Annotated in this window: 17 protein-coding genes and 3 pseudogenes; 12 read left to right on the top strand and 8 right to left on the bottom strand. The window is 59.0% G+C overall.

All coding sequences use genetic code 11. From position 1 onward, the window contains the following. Positions 1-140: 140 nt before the first annotated feature. Positions 141-1,367 carry a site-specific integrase gene (locus tag X728_RS153800; RefSeq protein ID WP_023831498.1) on the bottom strand — a complete coding sequence of 409 codons (1,227 nt, stop codon included), beginning with the start codon at positions 1,365-1,367 and terminating at the stop codon, positions 141-143. Between the two features lie 3 nt (positions 1,368-1,370). Next, the gene (locus X728_RS17055) at positions 1,371-1,976 is read right to left on the bottom strand and encodes an Arc family DNA-binding protein (RefSeq protein WP_023831497.1); all 606 of its coding nucleotides are present in this window, start codon (positions 1,974-1,976) and stop codon (positions 1,371-1,373) included. A 110-nt stretch (positions 1,977-2,086) separates the two neighbouring features. On the opposite strand from X728_RS17055, the gene X728_RS153805 reads away from it, so the two are divergent. The 5 genes from X728_RS153805 to X728_RS0135035 all read left to right on the top strand — a co-directional run bounded on the left by X728_RS153805 (position 2,087) and on the right by X728_RS0135035 (position 4,815). Continuing rightward, positions 2,087-2,275, top strand: coding sequence for a hypothetical protein (locus X728_RS153805; protein WP_023737715.1), 189 nt, complete (start codon positions 2,087-2,089; stop codon positions 2,273-2,275). Further along, positions 2,272-2,469 (top strand): hypothetical protein, encoded by a 198-nt coding sequence (locus tag X728_RS153810; protein WP_031195418.1) that lies wholly within the window; start codon positions 2,272-2,274, stop codon positions 2,467-2,469. The genes X728_RS153805 and X728_RS153810 overlap by 4 nt, the downstream gene beginning before the upstream one ends. After that, on the top strand, positions 2,466-2,801 hold the full coding sequence (locus X728_RS153815; RefSeq protein WP_023831496.1) for a hypothetical protein: 336 nt from the start codon (positions 2,466-2,468) through the stop codon (positions 2,799-2,801). Before X728_RS153810 ends, X728_RS153815 begins: the two co-directional genes overlap by 4 nt. A gap of 1,361 nt (positions 2,802-4,162) precedes the next feature. Beyond that, positions 4,163-4,372 carry a hypothetical protein gene (locus X728_RS153820; protein ID WP_023831495.1) on the top strand — a complete coding sequence of 70 codons (210 nt, stop codon included), beginning with the start codon at positions 4,163-4,165 and terminating at the stop codon, positions 4,370-4,372. Next, on the top strand, positions 4,369-4,815 hold the full coding sequence (locus X728_RS0135035; protein ID WP_081732390.1) for a terminase small subunit: 447 nt from the start codon (positions 4,369-4,371) through the stop codon (positions 4,813-4,815). The genes X728_RS153820 and X728_RS0135035 overlap by 4 nt, the downstream gene beginning before the upstream one ends. 289 nt (positions 4,816-5,104) lie before the next feature. Here X728_RS0135035 and X728_RS153825 read toward each other — a convergent pair whose 3' ends face one another. Together X728_RS153825 and X728_RS153830 are read right to left on the bottom strand one after the other, a co-directional pair. Further along, positions 5,105-8,224 carry a DEAD/DEAH box helicase gene (locus tag X728_RS153825; protein ID WP_023831493.1) on the bottom strand — a complete coding sequence of 1,040 codons (3,120 nt, stop codon included), beginning with the start codon at positions 8,222-8,224 and terminating at the stop codon, positions 5,105-5,107. Next, complete coding sequence (locus tag X728_RS153830) at positions 8,214-9,029, bottom strand: Hachiman antiphage defense system protein HamA (protein WP_050589897.1); 816 nt, start codon at positions 9,027-9,029, stop codon at positions 8,214-8,216. The genes X728_RS153825 and X728_RS153830 overlap by 11 nt, the downstream gene beginning before the upstream one ends. 557 nt (positions 9,030-9,586) lie before the next feature. Between X728_RS153830 and X728_RS153835 the strand changes: the two genes are divergently transcribed. Then, positions 9,587-10,153 (top strand): recombinase family protein, encoded by a 567-nt coding sequence (locus X728_RS153835; RefSeq protein WP_023753829.1) that lies wholly within the window; start codon positions 9,587-9,589, stop codon positions 10,151-10,153. Positions 10,154-10,492: 339 nt separating this feature from the next. Here X728_RS153835 and X728_RS1000000168795 read toward each other — a convergent pair. From X728_RS1000000168795 to X728_RS01000000166705, 4 genes and pseudogenes are all read right to left on the bottom strand, one after another. Continuing rightward, positions 10,493-10,850, bottom strand: a pseudogene (locus tag X728_RS1000000168795) (DDE-type integrase/transposase/recombinase); the annotation flags it as partial. A 14-nt stretch (positions 10,851-10,864) separates the two neighbouring features. Beyond that, the gene (locus X728_RS1000000170995) at positions 10,865-11,236 is read right to left on the bottom strand and encodes a hypothetical protein (protein ID WP_023831490.1); all 372 of its coding nucleotides are present in this window, start codon (positions 11,234-11,236) and stop codon (positions 10,865-10,867) included. A gap of 130 nt (positions 11,237-11,366) precedes the next feature. Continuing rightward, positions 11,367-12,830: an acyltransferase gene (locus tag X728_RS153845; RefSeq protein WP_155923968.1), complete on the bottom strand. Its 1,464-nt coding sequence runs from the start codon at positions 12,828-12,830 to the stop codon at positions 11,367-11,369. Between the two features lie 328 nt (positions 12,831-13,158). Then, a pseudogene (locus tag X728_RS01000000166705) lies at positions 13,159-14,454 on the bottom strand (ISNCY family transposase). Between the two features lie 117 nt (positions 14,455-14,571). On the opposite strand from X728_RS01000000166705, the pseudogene X728_RS0135020 reads away from it, so the two are divergent. The 6 genes and pseudogenes from X728_RS0135020 to X728_RS153865 form a co-directional block, all read left to right on the top strand. Then, positions 14,572-15,330, top strand: a pseudogene (locus tag X728_RS0135020) (GDP-mannose 4,6-dehydratase); the annotation flags it as partial. A gap of 32 nt (positions 15,331-15,362) precedes the next feature. Further along, positions 15,363-15,533 carry a sugar nucleotide-binding protein gene (locus tag X728_RS1000000171550; protein ID WP_245266136.1) on the top strand — a complete coding sequence of 57 codons (171 nt, stop codon included), beginning with the start codon at positions 15,363-15,365 and terminating at the stop codon, positions 15,531-15,533. 217 nt (positions 15,534-15,750) lie between these two features. Continuing rightward, positions 15,751-17,160: an MBOAT family protein gene (locus X728_RS153850; RefSeq protein WP_023831487.1), complete on the top strand. Its 1,410-nt coding sequence runs from the start codon at positions 15,751-15,753 to the stop codon at positions 17,158-17,160. Between the two features lie 117 nt (positions 17,161-17,277). Then, the gene (locus tag X728_RS153855; RefSeq protein ID WP_023831486.1) at positions 17,278-18,834 is read left to right on the top strand and encodes a hypothetical protein; all 1,557 of its coding nucleotides are present in this window, start codon (positions 17,278-17,280) and stop codon (positions 18,832-18,834) included. 139 nt (positions 18,835-18,973) lie between these two features. Further along, entirely contained in the window at positions 18,974-19,990 is a 1,017-nt protein-coding gene (locus X728_RS153860; protein ID WP_023831485.1) for a hypothetical protein, read from the top strand. A 108-nt stretch (positions 19,991-20,098) separates the two neighbouring features. After that, positions 20,099-21,154: an NAD-dependent epimerase/dehydratase family protein gene (locus tag X728_RS153865; protein ID WP_050589896.1), complete on the top strand. Its 1,056-nt coding sequence runs from the start codon at positions 20,099-20,101 to the stop codon at positions 21,152-21,154. The last annotated feature ends 201 nt before the right edge of the window (positions 21,155-21,355 follow it).

Genomic DNA, 21,355 nt, shown 5'->3' with positions numbered 1-21,355 from the left:
CGTCTTTGCTATTATTTCAATAGCTTAAGGTGGGCTGGTAGCGGGAGAGGGACTTGAACCCCCGACCCCAGGATTATGATGCTTGGTCCTGATGTTGATTTCGTTGCTGAAATCGTTCGTTTGTCACATCTATGTTGCGTTCAACCCAAAAGAGCCCGCTCTGCTGCGGCCATTTGGTCTGCATCATCGCCGCGCGGGAACAGGTGCCCGTAGACGTCCATGGTCATCACGATCGAGCTATGTCCGAGCCGTTCCTGGATGACTTTCGGAGGGAGACCGAGACCACCGTCCTGTGGCCGATTGATCAGCCATGACGCATAGAAGTGGCGGAGAGAATGCATCCCGCCATACTTGGCCAGCATGATGATGCTCCCGTTCTCGTCGGTCGCAACCGATACTCCGGCCGCAACTTGGGTCGGTAGGAAGCCTCGCTTGGTCATGTTCGAGCGGCTTTCAATGTTGCCGTTTCCGGTCGGGAATACATAGTGCAATTCCCTGATCGGATTGCCGTCGGGGTCATTGCCGGTCGTGCGACGCGGGCAGGCGAGCTTCCATTCGCGCAACGCACTGATCACCGCCGGCGGAACCGGAATCGTTCTCTCGCCGGCCTCGGACTTCGGACGACCGATTTCCCCATAGTCGTCGGCGCGCTGCTGGACGCTGATCAGAGCCCGCTCAAAATCGACGTCCTGCCATCGCAGCCCCCGCAGTTCGGACGAACGCATGCCAGTGAAGATCGCCGTTGTCAGGAGCGGACGCCAGCGGCCGGTCGCGGCGCCGACCATGGCCTTGATCTCCTCCCGGGTCGGTATGTCGACGCCCAACTTCAATTTGCCTTTCTGGCGCTTGTCCGCTTGCCGGTCCTTGCCCCTGCGGCGAGTGCCGCGCAGATCCTTGACCGGGTTGCGTGAAGCCAAGCCGCGTTCTTGGGAGTCAGACAGGAGGGCGCCGAGCGAACCGAGCACTTTTCGGATCATGGCTTGCGAGCGTCCATGCTCCCGCAACTTGTCGGAAAACTCGCGTACGGCAGGCACGGTGAGCTGCGAAAGGAGAGTTGTTCCGATGAACGGCTCGATGTGCAGTTTCAGATGGCGCTTGCGCTGATCGACCGATGAGCGCTCGAGCCCTTCATTTTCACCGGTCGCTATCCAGAAGGCTCCCGCTGTCTTCACTGTAACGCTGGCGGTGTCGGCAACGTGCGAGCCTTCCCGGACCTCGACCCTGGCCGTGGCCGCGAACTGGTCGGCATCCTTCTTTTTGCCGAAGGTCTTCAGGCGGCGGACGCCCTTGCCGTCGGGGTAGTCGACAACCCAGGCGGTCTTCTTCTCGCCCTTGCCGTTGGTCCATGTGCGCTTGCGGATGGACATAGGTCACGGCTCCCATTCGGGGAGCGGAAAATCCGATGACTTCGACTGCTCCCCCGTTTCATTTTCGCGTAAAAGCTGTTCCTTGATGTGGCGATCTTGCTCTTCTTCAGACATCTCGCCCCACTCTTTGCGACGAGGTGGCGGCAAGGCAAACTTCTCCGACCGTCCCGTCAACTCCAATGATCGTTGCTCCTCGTCGTCGTATTCCGTCATCGCCTCTTGGGCTGCTTCGTAGTTCTTCTCGTCCTCGCGTGAGCGATATGCTTGCCACATTCCCATGATGCTCTCGCGCGTCTCCAAATCCACGCCAGTGACACGCCCGGACACAATTCCTTCAACCGTCTCTTCGAATTTCGAAACGACCTCGTCGATGCGCGAGTCGGACGCCCCCGCCGTAAGAATCGCCATCATCTCTGCAAGGTCATTCAACCGCGTTTCTACAGGCCATTGCTCTGGAAACTCGCGCTCAAGGACGCGCACAATCTCCGTGTTCATGGATCGGCCATGGCGCTCGGCATACGCCTTGATCCTGTCTCGGAGGCCAACCGGCAACCGGACCTGAAAACGCTCGGCAAGTTGGCTCGGGTATTTCTGTTCATCGTCATCCATTCCCTATGGATGCGACTTGCACCCAACAAATGCAAGGGTGCAACTTGCACCTATCGAGTAGCCCATATATTGTGGGTGCGAGTTGCACCTATCGGAGCGAAGGACAGTGCATGGAAGCGATAACGGCAATCGATCTCGTGTGGGGCGCCGTAGAAATCGGAAAAGAGATCAAACGGAAGCCCAGGCAGACATTCCACATGCTGGAAAAGGGTCTCCTGCCGGCCAAGAAGGTCGGCAACCAATGGGTGGCTGAGCGGGGCAAACTGAGGGCGTTCTTCCTGAAGGATGAAGCCGCATGACCGCCGCCGACTTGACGCCGGCCGAGCACGAGCACTCGGCCGCCGTGGACCAAGCAATCGAGTGGTACGCGGCCAACTATGGCGCCTGCGAAAGGCCGATCGTGCCAGCGCTTCGGCGCCGATTCTTGCTGACGTCGCACCAGGCGATCATCGTCATACGTGAGATCACGTTGCGCCGGGCGCGCGCGGCATGAACGGCTTGCGCGGAGGCGATCGGCAACAATTCGAGGGAAGCATGAGCGATCGATACTTTGACGATCAGCTTGGCGCCTGGGTGACGGTCTGCCCGCCTGGGAAGGCACTGGGGGCCGACAATATCAAGAATCGGGGCTTCCCCCACAAGAAGGGCCTAGCTGGCTCCAATGGCTGGAAGGAGAGGCTCGTTGAAGAAAAGTGGACCGGGCGAACCCCGAGACGCCAGCCGCGCCAAAAGGCAACGCTGTCAATCGGGAATATTGGCAAGGGCAAAAGCAAGCGCCGACGCCCCGGAAAGAAACAACGCATGAAGTCTCGCGCCGCTTCCTGAGCGCAATCTAACCCATAGGCCCAGCCCGTCCGTCGGGATACCGGAAGCGGCTAATACCGCATCAACGGTGAGGCACAATACACCTGGACCCCTGGGCCACGAGCACCAGGAGCCCCTTCAATGTCTGTGGCATTCGCATTGCCGGGGTACCGCCAAAGAAGATGCAGTAGCGCCGACAGTATGACCCCGGCGCGCCCGACCATTGGCAAAGCCTCTCCCGTCGGAATCTGCAAATGCCACTGTGTTGGGCTCCATACGCCGGCTCCATACCGTGCAAGCCTCACGCTTCACCCGGCTAGGGTGAAGTGTGTCCCACCACCGCCTCACCATCCATGCAAACCCAATGCCCTCCTCGAGAGAGGTGAAGAAGAGACCGAACGCACCGCTGATACAGCCCCCCGACGCTGGAGGTTGAGCACTACATCTGACCGCTCTATGAAGATCTTTCCCTACATCGATGTACATACATATTTGTACGTACCGTACATACAGTTCCTAATCCGNCGCTCTATGAAGATCTTTCCCTACATCGATGTACATACATATTTGTACGTACCGTACATACAGTTCCTAATCCGGGCGGCATCCGCGGCCGCGCCATCCGAAGGGCAGGGGAACTGCTCAAGCACATGTCTCCGCACCAAACGAAGCAGGCGATTCTCGCAGCCAATATTCCCACTGCCGGTATCGGGCGCCAAGTCGAAAGAGCCAATCGCCGACAGTCACCGCCCTGCCGAACAATCATGCGATCGCATTCCTTTAAGTCATTTCTTATTGCACAGCGCTCATGTGCAGGGATTTTGATCCTGCATCGGGCGCGGCGGTGTCAATTTGTCGTTTCCGCGAAGCAGCCGAGCGCTTCAGGCAAATGGGCCGGAAGCAGACTCCGGCATTGCCCTGGACGATGAATGCACCGTCAATCCTGGATGGCAGTGCGCAAGGTGACCGCGCGCTCAAAGCAGCTCGGAAAATTGGCGCGCCTGTCGACAGCAGACCGGCGCCTGGAACAAATCGGAATGGGGTCTGCAAACCCTTCTGCCATCCTTCTGCCGGAACGAAGGGCTCTTCGATCTCTGCCATAGTCCGCAGAAGACTTCAGAAGGCGCCGCAGGCCGCCATTTAGGCTGTGGGCCGCCGCCCTGTTGCGGCATCTGTGACATAGCCTTCATGTCGGCTCGCGATTCATTCGGCCTCCAACTTCTTTCCCGCTGAATCACCGGGGTACTTGTCGACGCCGATCGGCAATTACTGCCGCGCGGTGACCTTCACCATCCTATTCATAGGCCCCGGCTCTCTGCGCCAATTCAGAATTTGTGGGGAATAATGTGTGTACGTGGGTTTGGTTTGGAGATCGAGAACCTATGAGCAGCCAGGAAGGCAGGGTCGAATCCACCAAGCTTCGCATTATCCAAAAGGCCGAGCGCGCCTGGGAGACCGTCGCGCAATGTTGCAAATGGTCTTTGGCCACACTGCGGCGCGTGGAGGTGGGTTGCCTGATTGAGCGGGAGGAGATCGCGCAACGCGGTCTTCCGAATAGAGAAGTGGCTGATTTGCGTGAGGCCACGCAATGAGCGCACCGCTTAAAAATCCGCGTCACGAAGCATTCGTACGAGGCTACGTGGACGGGCTGCCCGCCTATAAGGCATACCTCGAAGCGGGCTACAAATGTACTATCCGAGCAGCTGCTGTCGAGTCCTCAAAACTCCTGACAAAGCCTGACATCCAGAATCGGCGGCGGTATCTGCTCGAGGGTCTCGCGGAAAGTCTCATGGTCAGCAAGGAATCACTTTGCGCAGAGCTCGAACAAGCCCGTGCCTTGGCACATGAGCATGGCCAGTCGGCGGCGGCCACGGCCGCCAGTATAGCCAAAGCCCGTCTGCTCGGGATCGAAGCTCCGAAGGAGCTCAACGTCAATGTCACTGCGACGGTCAACCAGATGACAGACTCGGAGCTTCATTTCGAGATCGCTGCCATGATCAGTGAAATAAGGGCAGCAAAGGGGATGCGCCCCTGACGGCGCAGGATCACGACAAGACGGAGCACTGATGGAGAAGTCGGCCGGCGGCGATAATCGGACAACGCGGGACCCATCCAAAGCTCTCCGAATTCCGGCGGGTCGAGCACTTCTTGGCCAAGGGCGTCCTGACGTGGCTGCTTTGCGGCCCCATTTCGGTCATTCGATGTCGGCCATGATGATGCAAAAAGCGGCCGTTGGTTGAGACTCGTCTGCGACGAGTGCGCATCTAGCGCGGTCGCAAACAAATAACTCGCGTTCCGATCGACGTACCTGGTCATGACGCGTGTTAGGCCCATCCTCCTAGCTCAGCAGCGACCCTGACGAAATAGCTTGGAATGTGCGCGAGCACCGCGCGTACGATCTCCTCTTGCTGGCAGGCTGCGCGGACGCCGCCCCGGTCGACGACATTTCCCCAGACGAGACCGAGAAGACTCGCGACATGCCGATCCGCGAACCCGGCCTCGTGAAACGCAATTGCCGCGCGATCGGTCAGGCCGTATTTGATCTGCTTTTGAAGCAAGCTGGCGTTCGTGTGCAGTGCGTCGTCCAGCTCCTCGGTCAGATCCGCTATCGATGCAGCGATCATCGCAACATCGTAGCCGAAGCCGCCCTCGCACAGCGCAACAGCATCTTCGACGGTGACATGGTCACGCCCGACCCGAACTTTTGCCTCAGCCAATGTGTCGAAGATCACGGCATAGGATCTGCCCGCCACCCACTCTTGGAGAGCGCGCGGAAGTAAATCCTGAACGCTGATCGCCTGGATCGCGCGGGACGTGGCGAAACGGAGCGCCAACGGAGAAATTTCGGCGAACAGCCGGTTCTCCTGCACTGCCGTCTGGAGGATCTCGAGATTATCGGTGAGCCAGGTCTTGAGTTCGGCAACCGCCGCCGGTGGTAGGGGCGACCGTCGAATGAGAGCGCGCTGGTCGCCATCGGTGTTGGCCGCGATCGACTCCCCGATCGACCGAAACACTTCGACGAGACGAACCCGCGTCTCCTCGTCAGCGAGGTGATGGGCCAACGTATTGGCCGCAAGTTCGCCGGTCCGCGCTGCGGCGTCCTCGCCTTCGGCAAAAGTCATGTTGGCAACGAGGAAGGCGGCAACGTTCTGGACAGCGCGGGCGCGGCTTTCGATGAACCGGCGGAATTCCCGTTCGCTGATATTAGGTTGCGCCGCGAGCGCTGCGGCCACGACCTCATCGATCCGGGCGGCATCGGCGAAGGCGAGATCGAGCCACTCGGGCGGGATCTCCTGGACGATCGGCGGCTGGCGCTGCTGATACGCATCGAACAGCGCAAGGATCGAGCTGCGAGACGGTTCGGAGTTTCGAGCGTCGAGGAGTTCGATGGCGCGGTTCCACGTCCACTGGCCACGAAATTGCTGCCGCTGATCGTAGATGGACGGTGTCGAGAAGATGACGCTGCCCTCGGTGTGCATTCCGGCACGACCGGCGCGGCCTATCAAATTGTGGAAGTCGCGCACCAGGATCTGTTCGCCGCCCTGGCGCGTCGATGTGACGATCAGATATTTGAGCGGAAAGTTGACACCTTGGGCCAGGGTCGAGGTGCAAATGACGAACTTCGCCAGCCCGTCTTTCATGGCGTGTTCGATCGCGAGCCGGATGCCGTGCGGCGTGTCGGCATGATGGGCGAATATCCCAAGCGCTGCCGCGCGGGTCGCCGACGCGCCGGCTCCGAGCTCAAGTTCGCAAAGCGCGCGGATCTTCTCCACCTCGGCGACATCCGAGGTTTCGATCGGCCATTCGAGCGCGACGCCGCGATCGATGATTTCGACGGCGCGCGAGCAGATTTTCGTCACGCTGTCCTTTCGGCCGCAGAAGATCGCAACGCTGCCGTTGCGCACGACGTGCAGGCCGAGGAACAGACCGACGTCACCGCCGGTCTTCTCGGGAAATCTGCGCTGGGCAGTTTCCTTGCCGCGGAGCGGCAGAGCGATATCGCCGATGATGCGCGGCACGAAATATTCTCGCTCGGCCGGATCCTCGGGCTTCACATATTCGAGCCGCCCGCGCTGGTCCTGCCAGCTCGCGAACGCGATGCTCTTGGTCGTCGGCAGCAGGCCCTCGGCGCCGACAACCGCATCGGCATCGCCGATCAGCCATGCGGCGACATCCGGCGCGTTGCCAATCACGGCGGAGATGAGAATGATTTGGGTCTCGGCGGGGAGCGACATGCGCAGCGAGGTGAGGAGGAGCTCGTAGGTTGGCCCCCGTGTCATCCCGTCGAATTGATGCCCTTCGTCGTAGATCACCAGACCGATCCGCTCGGCGAGGTCGGGAGCCCGGCGCAGCATGTAGAGGAGCTTTTCGGGCGTGACGATCAGCACCGAGTCTTCGGCGAACAGCGCATCGAGAGCGAGGTCGAACTGATAGGCGTCCGATGCTTCGTCCAGCCGCACATTCTCGCCGGCAAAGGCGGTCACCAGGTCGCCCCGGATGTCGTGGCAGAGCGAACGATAGGGGGCGACGATGACAACCAGGTGCGCTCGACCCGATAGAAAGGCCGATCGAATGATGATTTCGGTGGCGCGGGTCTTGCCCGCGCTCGTCGGCATCTGGATGACCGCGGAGCGACCGGCGAACACGCCGGCATCCGCGATCCGCTGCTGGGCGGGCCAAAGCTCGATCGGAAAATGCGGCTTGGCGAGCGCCGGGCGCCAGACGCCCGGCTCCAAGCCTGATGCTGCCGGTAGGATGGTCCGCGCGGCGTTTCTGAGCTTGAGCGCACACAAGGCGCCGGCAATGTCGGCGTAGAGCAATTCGCGCGGCGAGCCAGATTGGTGGAAATACTCACGGAGTGCGCGGCAAACCTCGGCAATGCCACCTGCTTCAGCCTCAAAGCTGAAATAGCCGCCCAACGCCTGTAGGAGCTCGCTCGTCACCGCTTGATGAGCGTGAGGCGCCTGAATGGGAACGAAGCTGTTCTGGAGGATGCTGTAGACGAGATGGCCGAGGCCGCCCGCGAGGTCGAGATCGGGCGCCGCCATCTGCCGTATGATCACGGTCGCGCTGCCGACATTCCCGGTGATGTAATAAGCCGCGGCGCACAGCAGGGAAAACTCGGTGTCCAGGTCAGCATCGAGCTGCGCGTTCAGATAGGCATCGAAGAAGATCGAGGCGAAGCGCAGCACGTCTTGTGGATCTTCGTCCAGCTCGCCCCAGCCGAGCGGCTGGGGAAGCGCGGCCGGTGCGACGGCCGCACCTTCGAGCGTGTCGGCGACGGCGGCCGCAACGTCACCCAGAATGCCGATCGCCAACGAAAAGAGCATCGACGGGTCGCGCGGCAGCGCATTGAAATCCGCCGGCGCGACGCGGAATTCGTGCATCTTTGCCCGTGCTAGCGCGGTGGACAGGATGGTGAGCGCGGTCGCCTCAGGCCTCATCGGCTGCCCTCTCGTAAAGCGCGTGCACGAGCTTCATTAGCGACGGTCCGCGGATCACCAGAAGGCGCAGATTCTCTTGGTTGAAATGAGCCGCACCGTCGGTCGCCGCGAGATCGGACTCGGCGAAGACGGCCTCATCGAGAATGGCGGCCGCGCCGTTGATCCGGCGAAAGGGTCGGTCGGCCTGGTTCTGAAAGCGCTCGACCTTGCGGGCATCGCCCATCTCGCCCCGATCGAAGAAGCGCCGTTTGATGGCATTGAGGCTCATGCCCTCGCGAAGTCTGTCCTTGATGCTGTCATCGATCGCATCTTGGAGCCGGTTCGCGTCGGTCGCCGACATGCCGGATTTGGACTCGAAGATAAAAAGCTCGTCGGCCGGGCCGGGATTGTCCTCGTTCGCGAATTTGAACCCGATGACATCGCACCCCTTTGTCGAGTCATTTCGGTTCCAGCGATCCTGGTAGCGCAGCTCGCGCGGGCACCAATATCCCAGGAAATATTCGATGAAGTCGGCAACGATGATCTCGCCAAAGTCTCCTGATCGGAGGCTCGGCCCAGGTGCCACCTTCGCATCGGGGAAGAGAATCGTTCGCAGATAATCTGCATGGTCGAGCCCGGTGCCGCCTGCCATGAACGGCAAATCAGCATCGGCGATATAATGTTTGCGAAAATACCTAGCCCAATTCGATAGAATTTCAGCATCGTCCTGTGGATTGAGCTCCCAGATCTCGATTTCGCGGCCGCACGCCGTCGCCTGACGCTCCCCGGTATCGACTAGCCAGTTCAAATGGCCCGGTGCCGCCACGATCTAAATCCCCCCGCGACCGAAGTACTGAGATGCCCTTAATTCCAAGAGCGTCTTTGAAGGATTTTACGGACGCGACGCAAGCGTTAAGGCGAACATCTTGGCTCCACAAGGCGTGCATATGCTATCATCCGACGTCTAAGCGATCTTCGTAGCTTATTCGGCGTGATTGAGGCCAGCATTCAGCCGTCGATTTTCGGCAACGCCCCCGTGACACCCGTTCGCTCGAAGCTCAACGTCTGGTTTCGCATCCCGCCTGCGAATAGCTGCCGGTCCGCAGACGGCCCCAAGAAGGAATGCCTGCACCGCGCCTCAATGCCGTCTGACAGTGAGATCCTCCGATCATCCTGAAACCCGTAAACTGTTCATTGGGTCGACCCGCTGGCCGAGCGCCGTGCGCGATCCCAGGATCCATCAAAAAGCTCGCAACACGTCCATATGGGCAGGGTCTACCGGACACCCTGTAACAACCCCTAGCGCCGTCCAATAAGGTTCCTATTGACTTTTGGACGGCTCTGACTCAAAAGCTTAGAGGCTATTGGACATGGGAGAGTTGGATGCAGGTCGGCTACGCACGAACCTCAACAGAAGAGCAGGTGGCGGGACTGGAGGCCCAGATACGTGACCTCAAAGCCGCCGGTTGCGAGGAGGTCTTTTCCGAGCAGGTTTCAGCCCTGGGGGATCGGCAGGAGCTCGATCGTACGCTCAAGTTCATGCGCAAGGGCGATACGCTGGTGGTAACCAAAATCGATCGCTTGGCGCGCAATACGCGGACCCTAGGTGATATTGTCGATGGCCTACATGGACGTGGTGTAGGACTGAAGGTCTTACAGTTCGGCAAGGAGACGCTTGACACGACCGGAGCGTACGGCCGGCTGATGCTGAACATGTTCGCGGCTTTCGCGGAGTTCGAGCGGGGCCTGATGAAAGAGCGACAGAAGGAAGGCATCGCGAAGGCGAAAGCAGACAAGAAATACAAAGGGCGGAAGCCGACGGCGCGAGCAAAGGCCGGTGAAGCAGTCGTGTTGTACCAGCAACAGAAGTCCGTGTCAGAGATCGCCGCGTCCCTCGGCATCGGTCGGGGGTCAGTCTACCGAGCGCTTACGGCTGCTGGCCTCAGGTAGCCCACGGTCTGCAAGCGTGTCGCGGAACTTCCGGGGCCTACTCCTAATCCGTCAGCTGATCGACGGCCTCGATATGGCGCAAGACTTCATATGGATCGAACCCTACTACCTTCGCCAGATCGAGAAACTCGATGAGAGAGGAAGGACGGCGGTCTTTCTTCAAAACGCTCAAGGACGTTGTAGCGCCACAAACCAGAACCTTGAGATTCGCGCGGTTTTCGTTGCGCCACCGGTCGGCGATCCATGCAGAGCTAGACAAGCCGTTGAACCAGCCGCCGACAAGCCACCGCGAAGTCCGGCTTGTTGGACTGCACCCAGATTGGCAGACAACTCCCAGCCTCACGCCGCGGCGCTTTCGAACGCCTCGGGAATGACACCGCCCAGGTGACTGCGACGGCGGGTTCGGCTGTAGAACGCCTCGATATAGTCGAAGATGTCGGCTCGGGCGGAGGTCTCGCGTCTCTAGACGCGTTTTCGGATGCGCTCCTTCTTCAGGCTCCTGAAGAATGATTCCGCGACAGCGTTGTCCCAGCAATTGCCGCGCCTGCTCATGCTGGGCTCCAGATTTGTCGGCCTGGCAGAAACGCTTGAAGTCGTCACTGCAGTATTGACTGCACTGGTCCGAATGCACAACGACACGGCCGGCCGGCTTTCTGCGCCACACAGCCATGAGCAGCGTATCCAGAGCGAGTTCCTTAATGAATTGAGGTGTCAGAACGAAAAAGGGCTTTCGTCCTTTATCGTAAGGACCTGAACGCTTCGGATCTTGAAATCCTTCGGTCTTGGCTTCTCGAGCTGAAGCCAAATGTGTGACTCATCGACTGGTTGTTGAACCCATATTTCTGCAATTCCGCTACCCGCTTGGAACTTTGCCCATCTTTCATTGAGGCTGCCATAGCTATGGTAGCCAGCATAGAGCATCCCCGGCTCGCTGCTTCTTACCGCGAAACGGATGACGGTTGCGCCCTTGGTTATATCTACCCGAGTAGCTTCGGTGATGCGCGCGTCGAACCTAACTTTCGCGAAGAACGGCAGTATCAGCGCCACAATGTCGCGCACGGCGTGCAAACTCTGTTCTTTCAAAATAGACCCCCCAATACCCCAATCGATCGCCTATAGCGCCAAGTGTAACCCGGAACAATAGTCCAGCCGGCGTTCTCGGGCTATACCCGTGCAGCCAGCGACGATAACCAAGGGATGAGGGAGAAGGCCATCATCGGAATGCCTGGACCCCCAGGATAGTAAAGTTCTTAGGTCTTGGGGTCTCGATCTGCAGCCAAATATGCGACCCGTCAACTGGCTGCTGTACCTCAAGTTCCGCAGTTCCACTTCCCGCCTGGAATTCTGCCCATTTCTGCTTCAGGGTACCCTCTATGTGGTACCCAGCATATAGCTTTCCAGGCTCGCTACTGTTTACGGTGAAGCGTATGACGGTCGCATCTTTGGGTATGTCTACCCGAGTTGCTTCGAAGATGTGTGCGTCGCCATTGATGATTTTGGCGACCCCGGCGTCTGCTCGTTCGACCGGCTTTGGCATCTCGATGAACGTCTTGGGCGCCGGAATCGCCAGCATGGCGGCTAAAGCAAAGGCAGGGACCGCGACTCGAGCGAACCCCACCTTCGTTGATATAGGCAGCAGCGCGTTGTTGATGAAGGACTGCGCTGGACGCTCGATCAAGTGGAAAGAAAGAAATCCGACACAGAGGACAATTAGGACGAAAGGCGCAATGAAGGCCCATATCGGCGCAACCTGGTCGAGGCCGAAGTAGACGACCGCCGCGAATGCGGCGGCGTAGATCGGTTGGTGCCAGATATAGATACTATAAGACGCATCCCCAAGGCGCTGCCATGGAGCAGAAAACGTCCATTGGTGGTCTCGTTCGACCACCAGCACGCCATAGACCACAACGGCCGCTCCGACGCCGAAGCCGATAAGGCGAAACCAGGGATTGGTGTAGTTGAAATATGCCACATTGATCTCGCATGCTACGAAGAACCAGATCAGCCCGACCGCGATTCCTGCAATCGGGTAGCGGCCTAAGCCCTTACGGAACAGATGCCCAACGAAGATGCCAAGCAGGAATTCGCCTATCATCGGGCTGAGCGGGATCTCGCCCTGCCATTGAGGCGCGGCAAAAGCGATCATCGCCGCCACGATCATTGACGCAGCGCCCCACACTGTCAGGCTGGTCAACAGCCGAGGCGGAGAGAGCAGCAGAAGCACCGCGACGACGGCATAGAAGTACATCTCGTAGACCAGTGTCCATGCCGCGATGATGAGGTAATTGTCGCGCTCCATGAGAAGGGCGAGCCGCCAAAGCGGCTTCTGACCCCATCCAATGTCGGAGGCGAGAACAGCAGGCCAAGCGGCAAAAGCGAATAGCAGAGCGACCCAATATGCCGGATAGATCCTGGCCGCTCGCTTGACGATGAAGCCACAGGCAATGCTTGCGTTTGTCCCGCTTGCATGATTGGCCGCACCCAAGGCGACGGTCGAAATAATGAACCCCGAAATGACAAAGAAGACATCGACGCCGGCCGGGCCAACCATCCAAAGATAGCTTCTGATGAATGCCGGCGCCCCTAAATTCCCGGAACCATAGATCGATACCGCGTGAACCAGGACAACCATAAGCGCAGCTATGCCGCGAATGGCCTGCAAATTCTGTAGTCGCAAAATAAATCCCCTGTCGCCCAAAGCCAGTGGACACTCTAGCACACGAAGCTGACGACCTGCGTGCCCTTATCCACTCACCTGACGCCGGCTCGCGGCCAAGCCCGTCCTCCACCGGTCCCCACCAGGCTGGTTTCCGTCCACAAACGCGCCTATTTTTTGCAGCGTTTGCAGGCATTTAACCTCGTCCAGCGCGACCGTTGAACGGCATCGACAGAATCAAGAGCGCCGGCATCGACAAAATAGGATGATGGACGTGTCGGGGGCGAGCAGCACGGGAACCGCTCACTAACCGGCGCGACGCGGCAGCGATGCTGCGGATGTCAGCTCGTTAGAGATGCGCGAACAGGACGAGATTGTAGGCGACTACCGAGGACCAGACGTTGGCCTTGAAGTGATCGAGACCGCGCCAGGTGCATCGCGCCAGGCCGTAAGCCGTTTGAGGCAAGACATGCCAGCTTCGATGCCGGCGCGGAAGTTGCGCAGCTTGCGATTGACCCAGTTGCTTCTGACCATGTCCTCGATCCTGAGGCCGGCCTTTTTGTGAAACGCCATGTCGCTAACGCCGCAAGCCTTGGCCTGGCTGAGATTGCCGCGGCTGGCATAGCCACCGCCGGCCGCCGCCTGCCGCGGTGCCTGGCCCCAGATACCGACGTGGCGCTCCAGCATCGGCAGCAAGCGGTCGCTGTCGGCCGGGTTGCCTGCTTCGATGACCTGATCGAGGATCATGCCGCTCCTGCCGGAGGTCAGGTTGAGCTTGTGACCGTATTCGGTGTCGCGGCTGCCTTTGACGATGATATCGGCATGCGGTTCGAACAGACTGACCAACTTCTCGCGTGCCGGCCGGCTCGCCGGCCAGCACGCGCCGCTCGCTCTGTCCGATGATGCGTTCGATCAGCGGCCGATAGTGACGAACCTGGAGATGCCACAGTGCGATGAGCGGAGTGCTCGCCACGCCCAATCGCTCGGTCGCTTGCTTCAGATAGTCCAAGGTCGCGCGAGTGATTGCGATCAGTTCTCGGTAGAGTTGGACGCGGTTGGGCCGGCCGCGCGTGAACTGGATCTTGCAGGCGCGCTTCTTGGCTGCGCGGCAATGATCGCGCCATGATGCGCCAGCGCCCCCGGCCAAGCTATCGGCCCGCTTCAGAAGGCGCACCATGACCCGCACGGCATCCCAAAGCAGACTGCTATCGCTCGGCTCGTGCCTGAGGGCGGAGGTCACGGTGCTATCCAGCCGTACGACCGTGCCGTCTTCGAGCTTAGCCTGCCGAGCGCCCGACAGCAGTGTCCGATTCATTTTTTCCCAGGTCTCGGACCGGATCGCGCTGATCGTGCTTTGCAGCACCGAGTTCCGTGGGCTCCATGACCATGGCAGTCGGGCAAAGGCGCGAAATGAGGCGGAGTCCTCAAGGTGGAACGCCAACTCCTGATAGCTCAGCTGCCGATATCGTTTGAGCAGAGCGCAGCGCAATACCGCGGCCGGCAGGCCTTGCCGCCAGGTTGCCTTGACGCCGACCCGGACCAGGTCTCTGGCCGCCAGACCGAGCAGGTCACGATGCTCGTCCAGCGATTGCGACATCGCCTTCAGTTCGCGACCTATCTCGTGTACCGCGAAAACATCGAATATGCTGGCTTGGAGCGTTCTTGGCCGGCGGCTTCCAGCTTTCTGACAAGGACCTCAACGCGCCGGCGCTGGCCGTCGCCGAGGTACTCGCCTGATGGGTGTTTGCGTGAGGACTGCGGTATGAATTTTCTGGTGACGGGCGGTGCAGGCTTCATCGGTTCGGCGGTGTGCCGGCATTTGTGCGCCAATCCGGCCTACCGCGTGACCAATCTCGACAAGCTGACCTATGCCGGTAATTTGGCCTCGCTGCGGCAAATCGAGAATGCACATAATTACAGCTTCGCCCAAGCCGATATCTGGGACGAGCGGGCTGTGCTGGATCTTCTGCGCCGCGACGACATCGACATCGTCATGAACCTCGCCGCCGAGAGCCATGTCGACCGCTCGATCGACGGGCCCGGCGCTTTCATCGAGACCAACATCGTCGGCACCTACAAGATCTTCAATGCGGCGCTCGAATACTGGCGAGGCCTGTCAGACGACAGGAAGAGCCGCTTTCGCTTCCATCATGTCTCCACCGACGAGGTGTTCGGCGACCTGCCCTTCGACGGCGGCATGTTCGTCGAGGAAACGCCTTACGCATCGTCCTCGCCCTATTCCGCCTCGGAGGCCGCCCCGGATCATCTGGTGCGTGCCTGGCACGAGACATACGGCCTGCCGGTCGTGCTCTCCAACTGTTCGAACAATTACGGGCCCTGTCATTTTCCCGAAAAACTGATCCCGCTCGTCATCCTCAACGCGCTCGACGAAAAGCCGCTGCCGGTCTACGGCGCCGGTGCCAATGTGCGCGACTGGCTGTTCGTCGAGGATCATGCACGGGCGCTGGAACTGGTCGCCACTAAGGGCACGCCGGGCGAGAGCTACGATGTCGGCGGCAGCCCGTCATATCCTCGACACAAGCCTGAAGTTTGGTGGTCCCTGGCCGCGGGATCCGGGATATCACAACGATTGACTACCCAACCAAGGCGCGCCGCCCCGCCAATTCCCGGCTATCAAGCGCGAAGTTTGCGGGCGTGTTCGGATGGACGGCGCCGGACTGGCGGATGTCGACGGACGAGGTGGTGCGCCGTGTCCTGGTATGAGAGACAGAATAGGCCTTGGGGCATGAAGAAAAACATGCGCGATGCAAAGGTCGGCTCACAGGCGGCCGACCTACCGGCGGCTGCTAAGGTGCCACCGAGGATTCGGACTAAGGCGCATGCCGCGCCGCCTGGAGAACAGGCCGGTTCCGTTCGCGACTTGTACAATGCCCATACCGGAAAAGTATTGGACAAACGCCCCGCAGCCCGAGACAGATGAATGGTATTCTCCGAACCGGTTTTCCTTTTCGCCTTTCTGCCTACCGCCATGGCCCTTATCATGGTCGGAGGAGAACGATTCACGGCACCCATGGTGCTCCTGACCAGCTTGATCTTCTATGCGTGGGGATCTGGCGCCGTCGTTACCGTTCTTATCTTCTCGATCATCTTCAATTGGGCTTACGGCATAACGATCGAAAGAATAAGAACGAACACGGTTTTGATGATCGGCGTTATGACAAATATTTTACTTCTATTGTACTTCAAGTATTCTTATTTTATTAGCTCTAACATCGACGAAGCAATCGGAACTCATGTTTCCGATCCTTTCAGGAGCGTCGTGCTGCCAATCGGAATCTCGTTCTTTGTCTTTCAGGCGATATCGTATTTGATCGACATACAACGTGGAGATATCTCTGCGGAGCGCAGCCTTATCATTTTCGGAGCGTACAAGTCCTTTTTCCCGCAGTTGATTGCCGGCCCCATTGTGCGATTTCGCGATGTCGGCGAGGATTTCCATAGACCGCAAATATCGATTGAAAACATCTCGGCGGGCGTAGCCCGCTTCGTCCACGGCCTGCTCAAGAAGGTGATCATCGCCGATGCTGCAGGCGCTATATCTGACGGATGCTTCGCGGTTCACGGCGCCGATGTAACCATCACGGTGGCTTGGCTAGGCGCGCTCGCCTACGCGATCCAAATCTATTTTGATTTCTCAGCATATTCGGACATGGCAATCGGGCTAGGCCGGATTTTCGGCATCCGTTTCAATGAGAATTTCATGCGGCCCTATTCGGCTTCGACGGTGACGGAGTTCTGGCGGCGCTGGCATATCTCGCTTTCCACATGGTTTCGAGACTATGTGTACATACCACTGGGCGGCAGTCGCAAAGGTACAATCCGCACCTATCGCAACCTCGCCATTGTGTTCCTGGTCACCGGCTTGTGGCACGGCGCCGCCTGGACCTTCATGGTCTGGGGTCTCTATCACGGCGCCTTTCTCAGCTTCGAAAAGATGGTGGCCGGAAACGCGGCTTCGCGGAAAAAAAGCGTCGTGCTCCGGATCGTCTACCTGCTGCCCGTGGTCATCATTGGCTGGATCATCTTCAGGGCCGATTCGCTCACCCAAGCTTGGACTTTCATGACGAACCTCTACGCGCTAGGCGAACTCGGCGCGCCGTTGCCTGAACCCGTGGCCGCTGCGCTCAACCCACGAACAGTTCTGTTTTTCGCCATCGGGCTGCTCATTTTCGTGGCACCGCGCGGACCTGCGATCGGGGTCTGGCTCGCGCAGGATCCCACGCGCTTTCGCGTCCTCAGTCGTGTGCCCTATACAGCCGTCGGGCTCATCCTTGCGGGGGTATTCGTGTTGTCGAGTTCATTCAGTCCATTTCTATATTTCCGTTTCTAGGCTGGTCACGATCGTAAAGAACATGGACATCAAAATTAAGATGCGGAAGCAAAAACGGATAGAAGATGGCGCTGCCTCCATTCCTTCGCGAAGCCACCTTCATGGAGACGACGGGGAATGAAACAGGACGTTCAGGACTTGCGGGGCGCTCCACTGGCCGCATTGTTTCGCGGCGAATCCGCCCTCAAGAGGATTCAGATCGCGCTGTTCGCATTGTTTTTGACGGGGCCATTGGTAGCCCTTTCAATCTTCGGCCCTCCAGATCTTTATGAACGGCGCGACTTCACATCGTTTCCGACGCTTGGTCACATATTCTCAAGTGACAATGTCGGGCGTAAACAACTGTCGGACGCCCTGATCGAACGTTTCTACCCTCGAAAATGGGCCGTGAGCGCCCGCAACTGGACCGATTGGCGCATCTTTGGTTTTCTCGACACCAGCACCGTCGTTTCAGGCGGGAACGGATATCTCTTCTACAAGCCAGGCCTTGTCAGCCGGGACTGCTCGAAGAAGGACGATATCACCGCCAGTCTCGAAACCTATCGCCTTCACATGGCGCTGGCTGCAGCGGCGGGCATGGACTTGATGATCACCATGTCGCCGAACAAGGAAACAGTCGAGAACAATTCGGTGACCGGCCGCGCCGCGATCTATGCCAAGTGCTACGACGAAATTCGCCAGATCGAGACCGATGCGTACCAACGCTACGGTCGTGGCATGTTTCACAGCCACGAGGATTCGATTCGTCGAATTGGCTCGCAGGTTGGCCAACGCTATGCCCGCTACGACACCCACTGGGTTCCTGCAATGCACATCGCGGCAATTGAAGACATCCGTGAATGGCTTGGCTATCCCGCCCGCCTCGACACCATACACACCACCACGCAGACCAGAAACATGGAACTGACGGGGATGGTAGCGCAGAACGACCCGGAAACTGTTCCTGACGCCGTCGATGACGATCTGGCGACATGGGCTGCCCAGTTGCAGAAGATCCCCGGTCGGACAGTGGTTTTGCACGATTCGTTCTACATGGCGGCCGCCAAGCGGCTCAGCCCGCATTTTCAGGACGTCAAGTTCATCCATCTTGAAGACGCTGCCGCCGCGTTCCGTGATCGACCCGATGCTCAGTACGACGAAATCGGCGCGAGCCTCCAGCAGGCGGACCGGATAATCGTGAATTCGGTGGAGCGTTTCATGGCCATACGCTATGCCGGTGCGGCATTGTCGTGGAATAGTGTTCTTGGCCAGGAAATCCTTCGTCGCAATGGCATCGCGGCAAAAGGGCGCTGCGGTTCCAATTCAGTGGCAGACGCGCCCGAATCGTCGTTGAGCCTCAAGAATGTGGAACGTCTTTCACCAACGCGTTTCCGTGTCACCTCCGCGGACTCCTACATTGTGGTCGAGCCGGGCGCCGCCCCCGCCGGCAGCAGGACTTTCTGCTTCTCTCTCGCCATTAAGGCGCCTGGATCGGAGATGGTCGGCCTAGCGATACCTGGCCGCGGCGCGGCATTTTCCAAATATTCTATTGTGACTGTGTCGTTGGATCAACAGGGACGAGGCGAGATCAATCTGCTGTTGCCGGCCGACTACATGGGCAGCGTCTTTCGCATTACGCCGACATTCAGCAGTCAGGACTTCGAAATTGACCGTCTCAAGACTGGTTGGCAATAGGATCGGCGCGATATGCCCGGCTCATTGAGCCTTGCAGGCGATGCTGCGCGCGATTTTGGACACTACGGTAGGCATTGAACGAACCACTCCAATGTCACGTCTCGATCGGGCACGTTCGACATGCCAGAAAGGAGAATACATGCGCTGGGTATTCCACATAGGGTTTCCAAAGACCGCCACGACATCCATTCAGGCGGTTTTGCCCAAGCTTTCCGGAGTGTTCTTTGCCGGAAAGGAGCAGGGGTTCGTGCATGGCAAGCAGGGCGAGTTGATACTTCGGCGCTGGTTGCCAAACCTGACCCGATGGAACACGCCGGTTCATCTGATCGCGGAATGGCGGCGCGAAATTGAAGACATGGCGGCAGTGGCAGGCGCAGCGACGGTTGCGGTATCCGAAGAAGACCTTACGAATTTTCCGGCGGCGATGCCACCTCTCGAAATCTGCCACAACATCGCGAACCTCTTCGGTCCCAATGTGAGTTTCGTCTTTGTCGTGAGAAATCACTGGGATCTGCTCAGATCCACCTACAAGGAGCGCGTGAAGAATGGCATGCCCTACGACTTCAGGCATTTCTGTGTCGATCTGATCTCGACGCGCCACTATGGCCTGCTGCACAAATGGAATTACGCTAACCTTTTTTCGACGCTGGCAGGGTCTGGGGTCGATATGAACGTCTTTCTGTTCGAACGATTTATCTCGGAACGGTCATATCAGGATCAGTTTTTTTCTTTAATGGGCGCTCACGCGCCGCCGCAGGCGATACCGCACGAAAACCCCACGCCGGACGATCAGGAACTCGAGTGGCTACGGACACAGAACTTGGCAATGTTTGGCGGGACGTTTGCGCTGGCGCCCGTGCCTTCCGAATTCCTAAAGACGCATGAGCGCGATCGTCGCCAACTCGAGTGGCTTGCTAGTTACCTGGGCGTTTCGGACGGTACGTTTCCGGCTTGGAGCGTGGAGATGCATGAAAAGATCAAGCTGCATTGGGTTCTCAATCAACATCCCGAAAGCGCGGCGACCGGGATCGATTGGTCACTTCCGCAGAAACTAGCCGAAGAATTGACGCAGATATTTGCTGCCGCGTGCTTTGGACTCGACGCATTCGTCGGTGAACCATCCGCGCCATATGGATACGCGGAGCCACACGCCTAACGATCCGCCAGAGTTGGGGTGACCTTGATACACACAGCGCCGTGTGACAAAGCAGCGCCAGCCCGAGGCGGGAGTAGTAGCTTACAATGAGTCGGGAGCGACCCAAGGATGCGAATTTTTATTACAGGCGGAGCGGGATTTATCGGCAGGCGCCTGTGCACGCTGCTCAAGGTCGAGCACGAAGTCACCGTCTACGATAATTTCCTTTCTCAGGTGCATGGAGCGGACGCGGCGCCATCGCCGATGCTGGAAGGCGTCCGCGTCATTCGGGCGGATGTGCGCGATGCGGCGGCACTTACCTTGGCGTTCCGCGAGGCGCGGCCGGAGCTCGTTTATCACCTCGCTTCGGAAACCGGAACAGGCCAGTCCTACGACGAACCGACCCGCTACAACATGGTCAACATCATGGGCACGTCACACCTCATCGACGCGGTTCGCGCGCAGGCCGGCGTAGGCAGGGTGCTCGTGGCAGGTTCGCGCTCCGTCTATGGCGAGGGCGCGTGCGTGGATGCGCGCGGCGATCACGTCCTGGCGAGGGCACGGGCGGCGGCGGACATGGCGAAGGGAATATTCACGCCGCGCAGCGTCACGGGCGAACTGCTGACCCCCGTCGCCACACGCGCCGCTATTTGTCCGGCGAGCCCCGCCTCGATCTACGCCTCAACCAAGCTTTTGCAGGAATATCTGCTGACTCAGGCGTTCTGGGGCACTGATGTCGAGGTCGGGATTATGCGCCTGCAAAACGTCTACGGACCGGGACAATCGCTTTCCAATCCCTACACGGGCGTAATCTCGATCTTCCGTAAGCAGATTGAAGAGGGCTTGACTCTCAACATCTACGAGGACGGTGCCATCGTCCGCGACTTCGTCTACGTCGATGACGTCGCGAGGGCCTTTGCGCTGATCGGGCTTGCCCAGAAATGCCCGCGCGAAGTGCTCGACGTTGGTTCGGGCGAGCCCACGCAAATCATAGACATGGCGCGGATGCTGCTGGTCATGATGGGGCGGCCGAAGGACAAGCTTCGGGTGACGGGGCAATTTCGCGCCGGCGACGTGCGCTATGCAGTGGCCAATATTTCCGACACGATCCGACATTTCGACTGGCGTCCGCAGGTTACCCTTGAGGCCGGCATGTCGATGTTCATGGAGTGGCCCGGGGAGTGAGATCGCCGGGGGCCCCCCCCGAATTCAAATCTCGCTGAAAAATGGCAGTGGATTCTCGATACTCGCGCGGAAACCGCATTTCTCATAAAACTGAGAAGTCTGATGTGGAAATAGTCGATTTGCTGATCAGACAATCGGCCGATGCATACCATGCGATGCGGACCTCCCTACGAGGGCGCGTGAACTGGACGACGATACCCA

This window comes from Mesorhizobium sp. L103C119B0 (assembly GCF_000502235.1).
Classification (GTDB): Bacteria; Pseudomonadota; Alphaproteobacteria; order Rhizobiales; family Rhizobiaceae; genus Mesorhizobium.
Note: the sequence above shows the minus strand (reverse complement) of the source record. Positions and strands in the feature narration are given on the sequence as shown.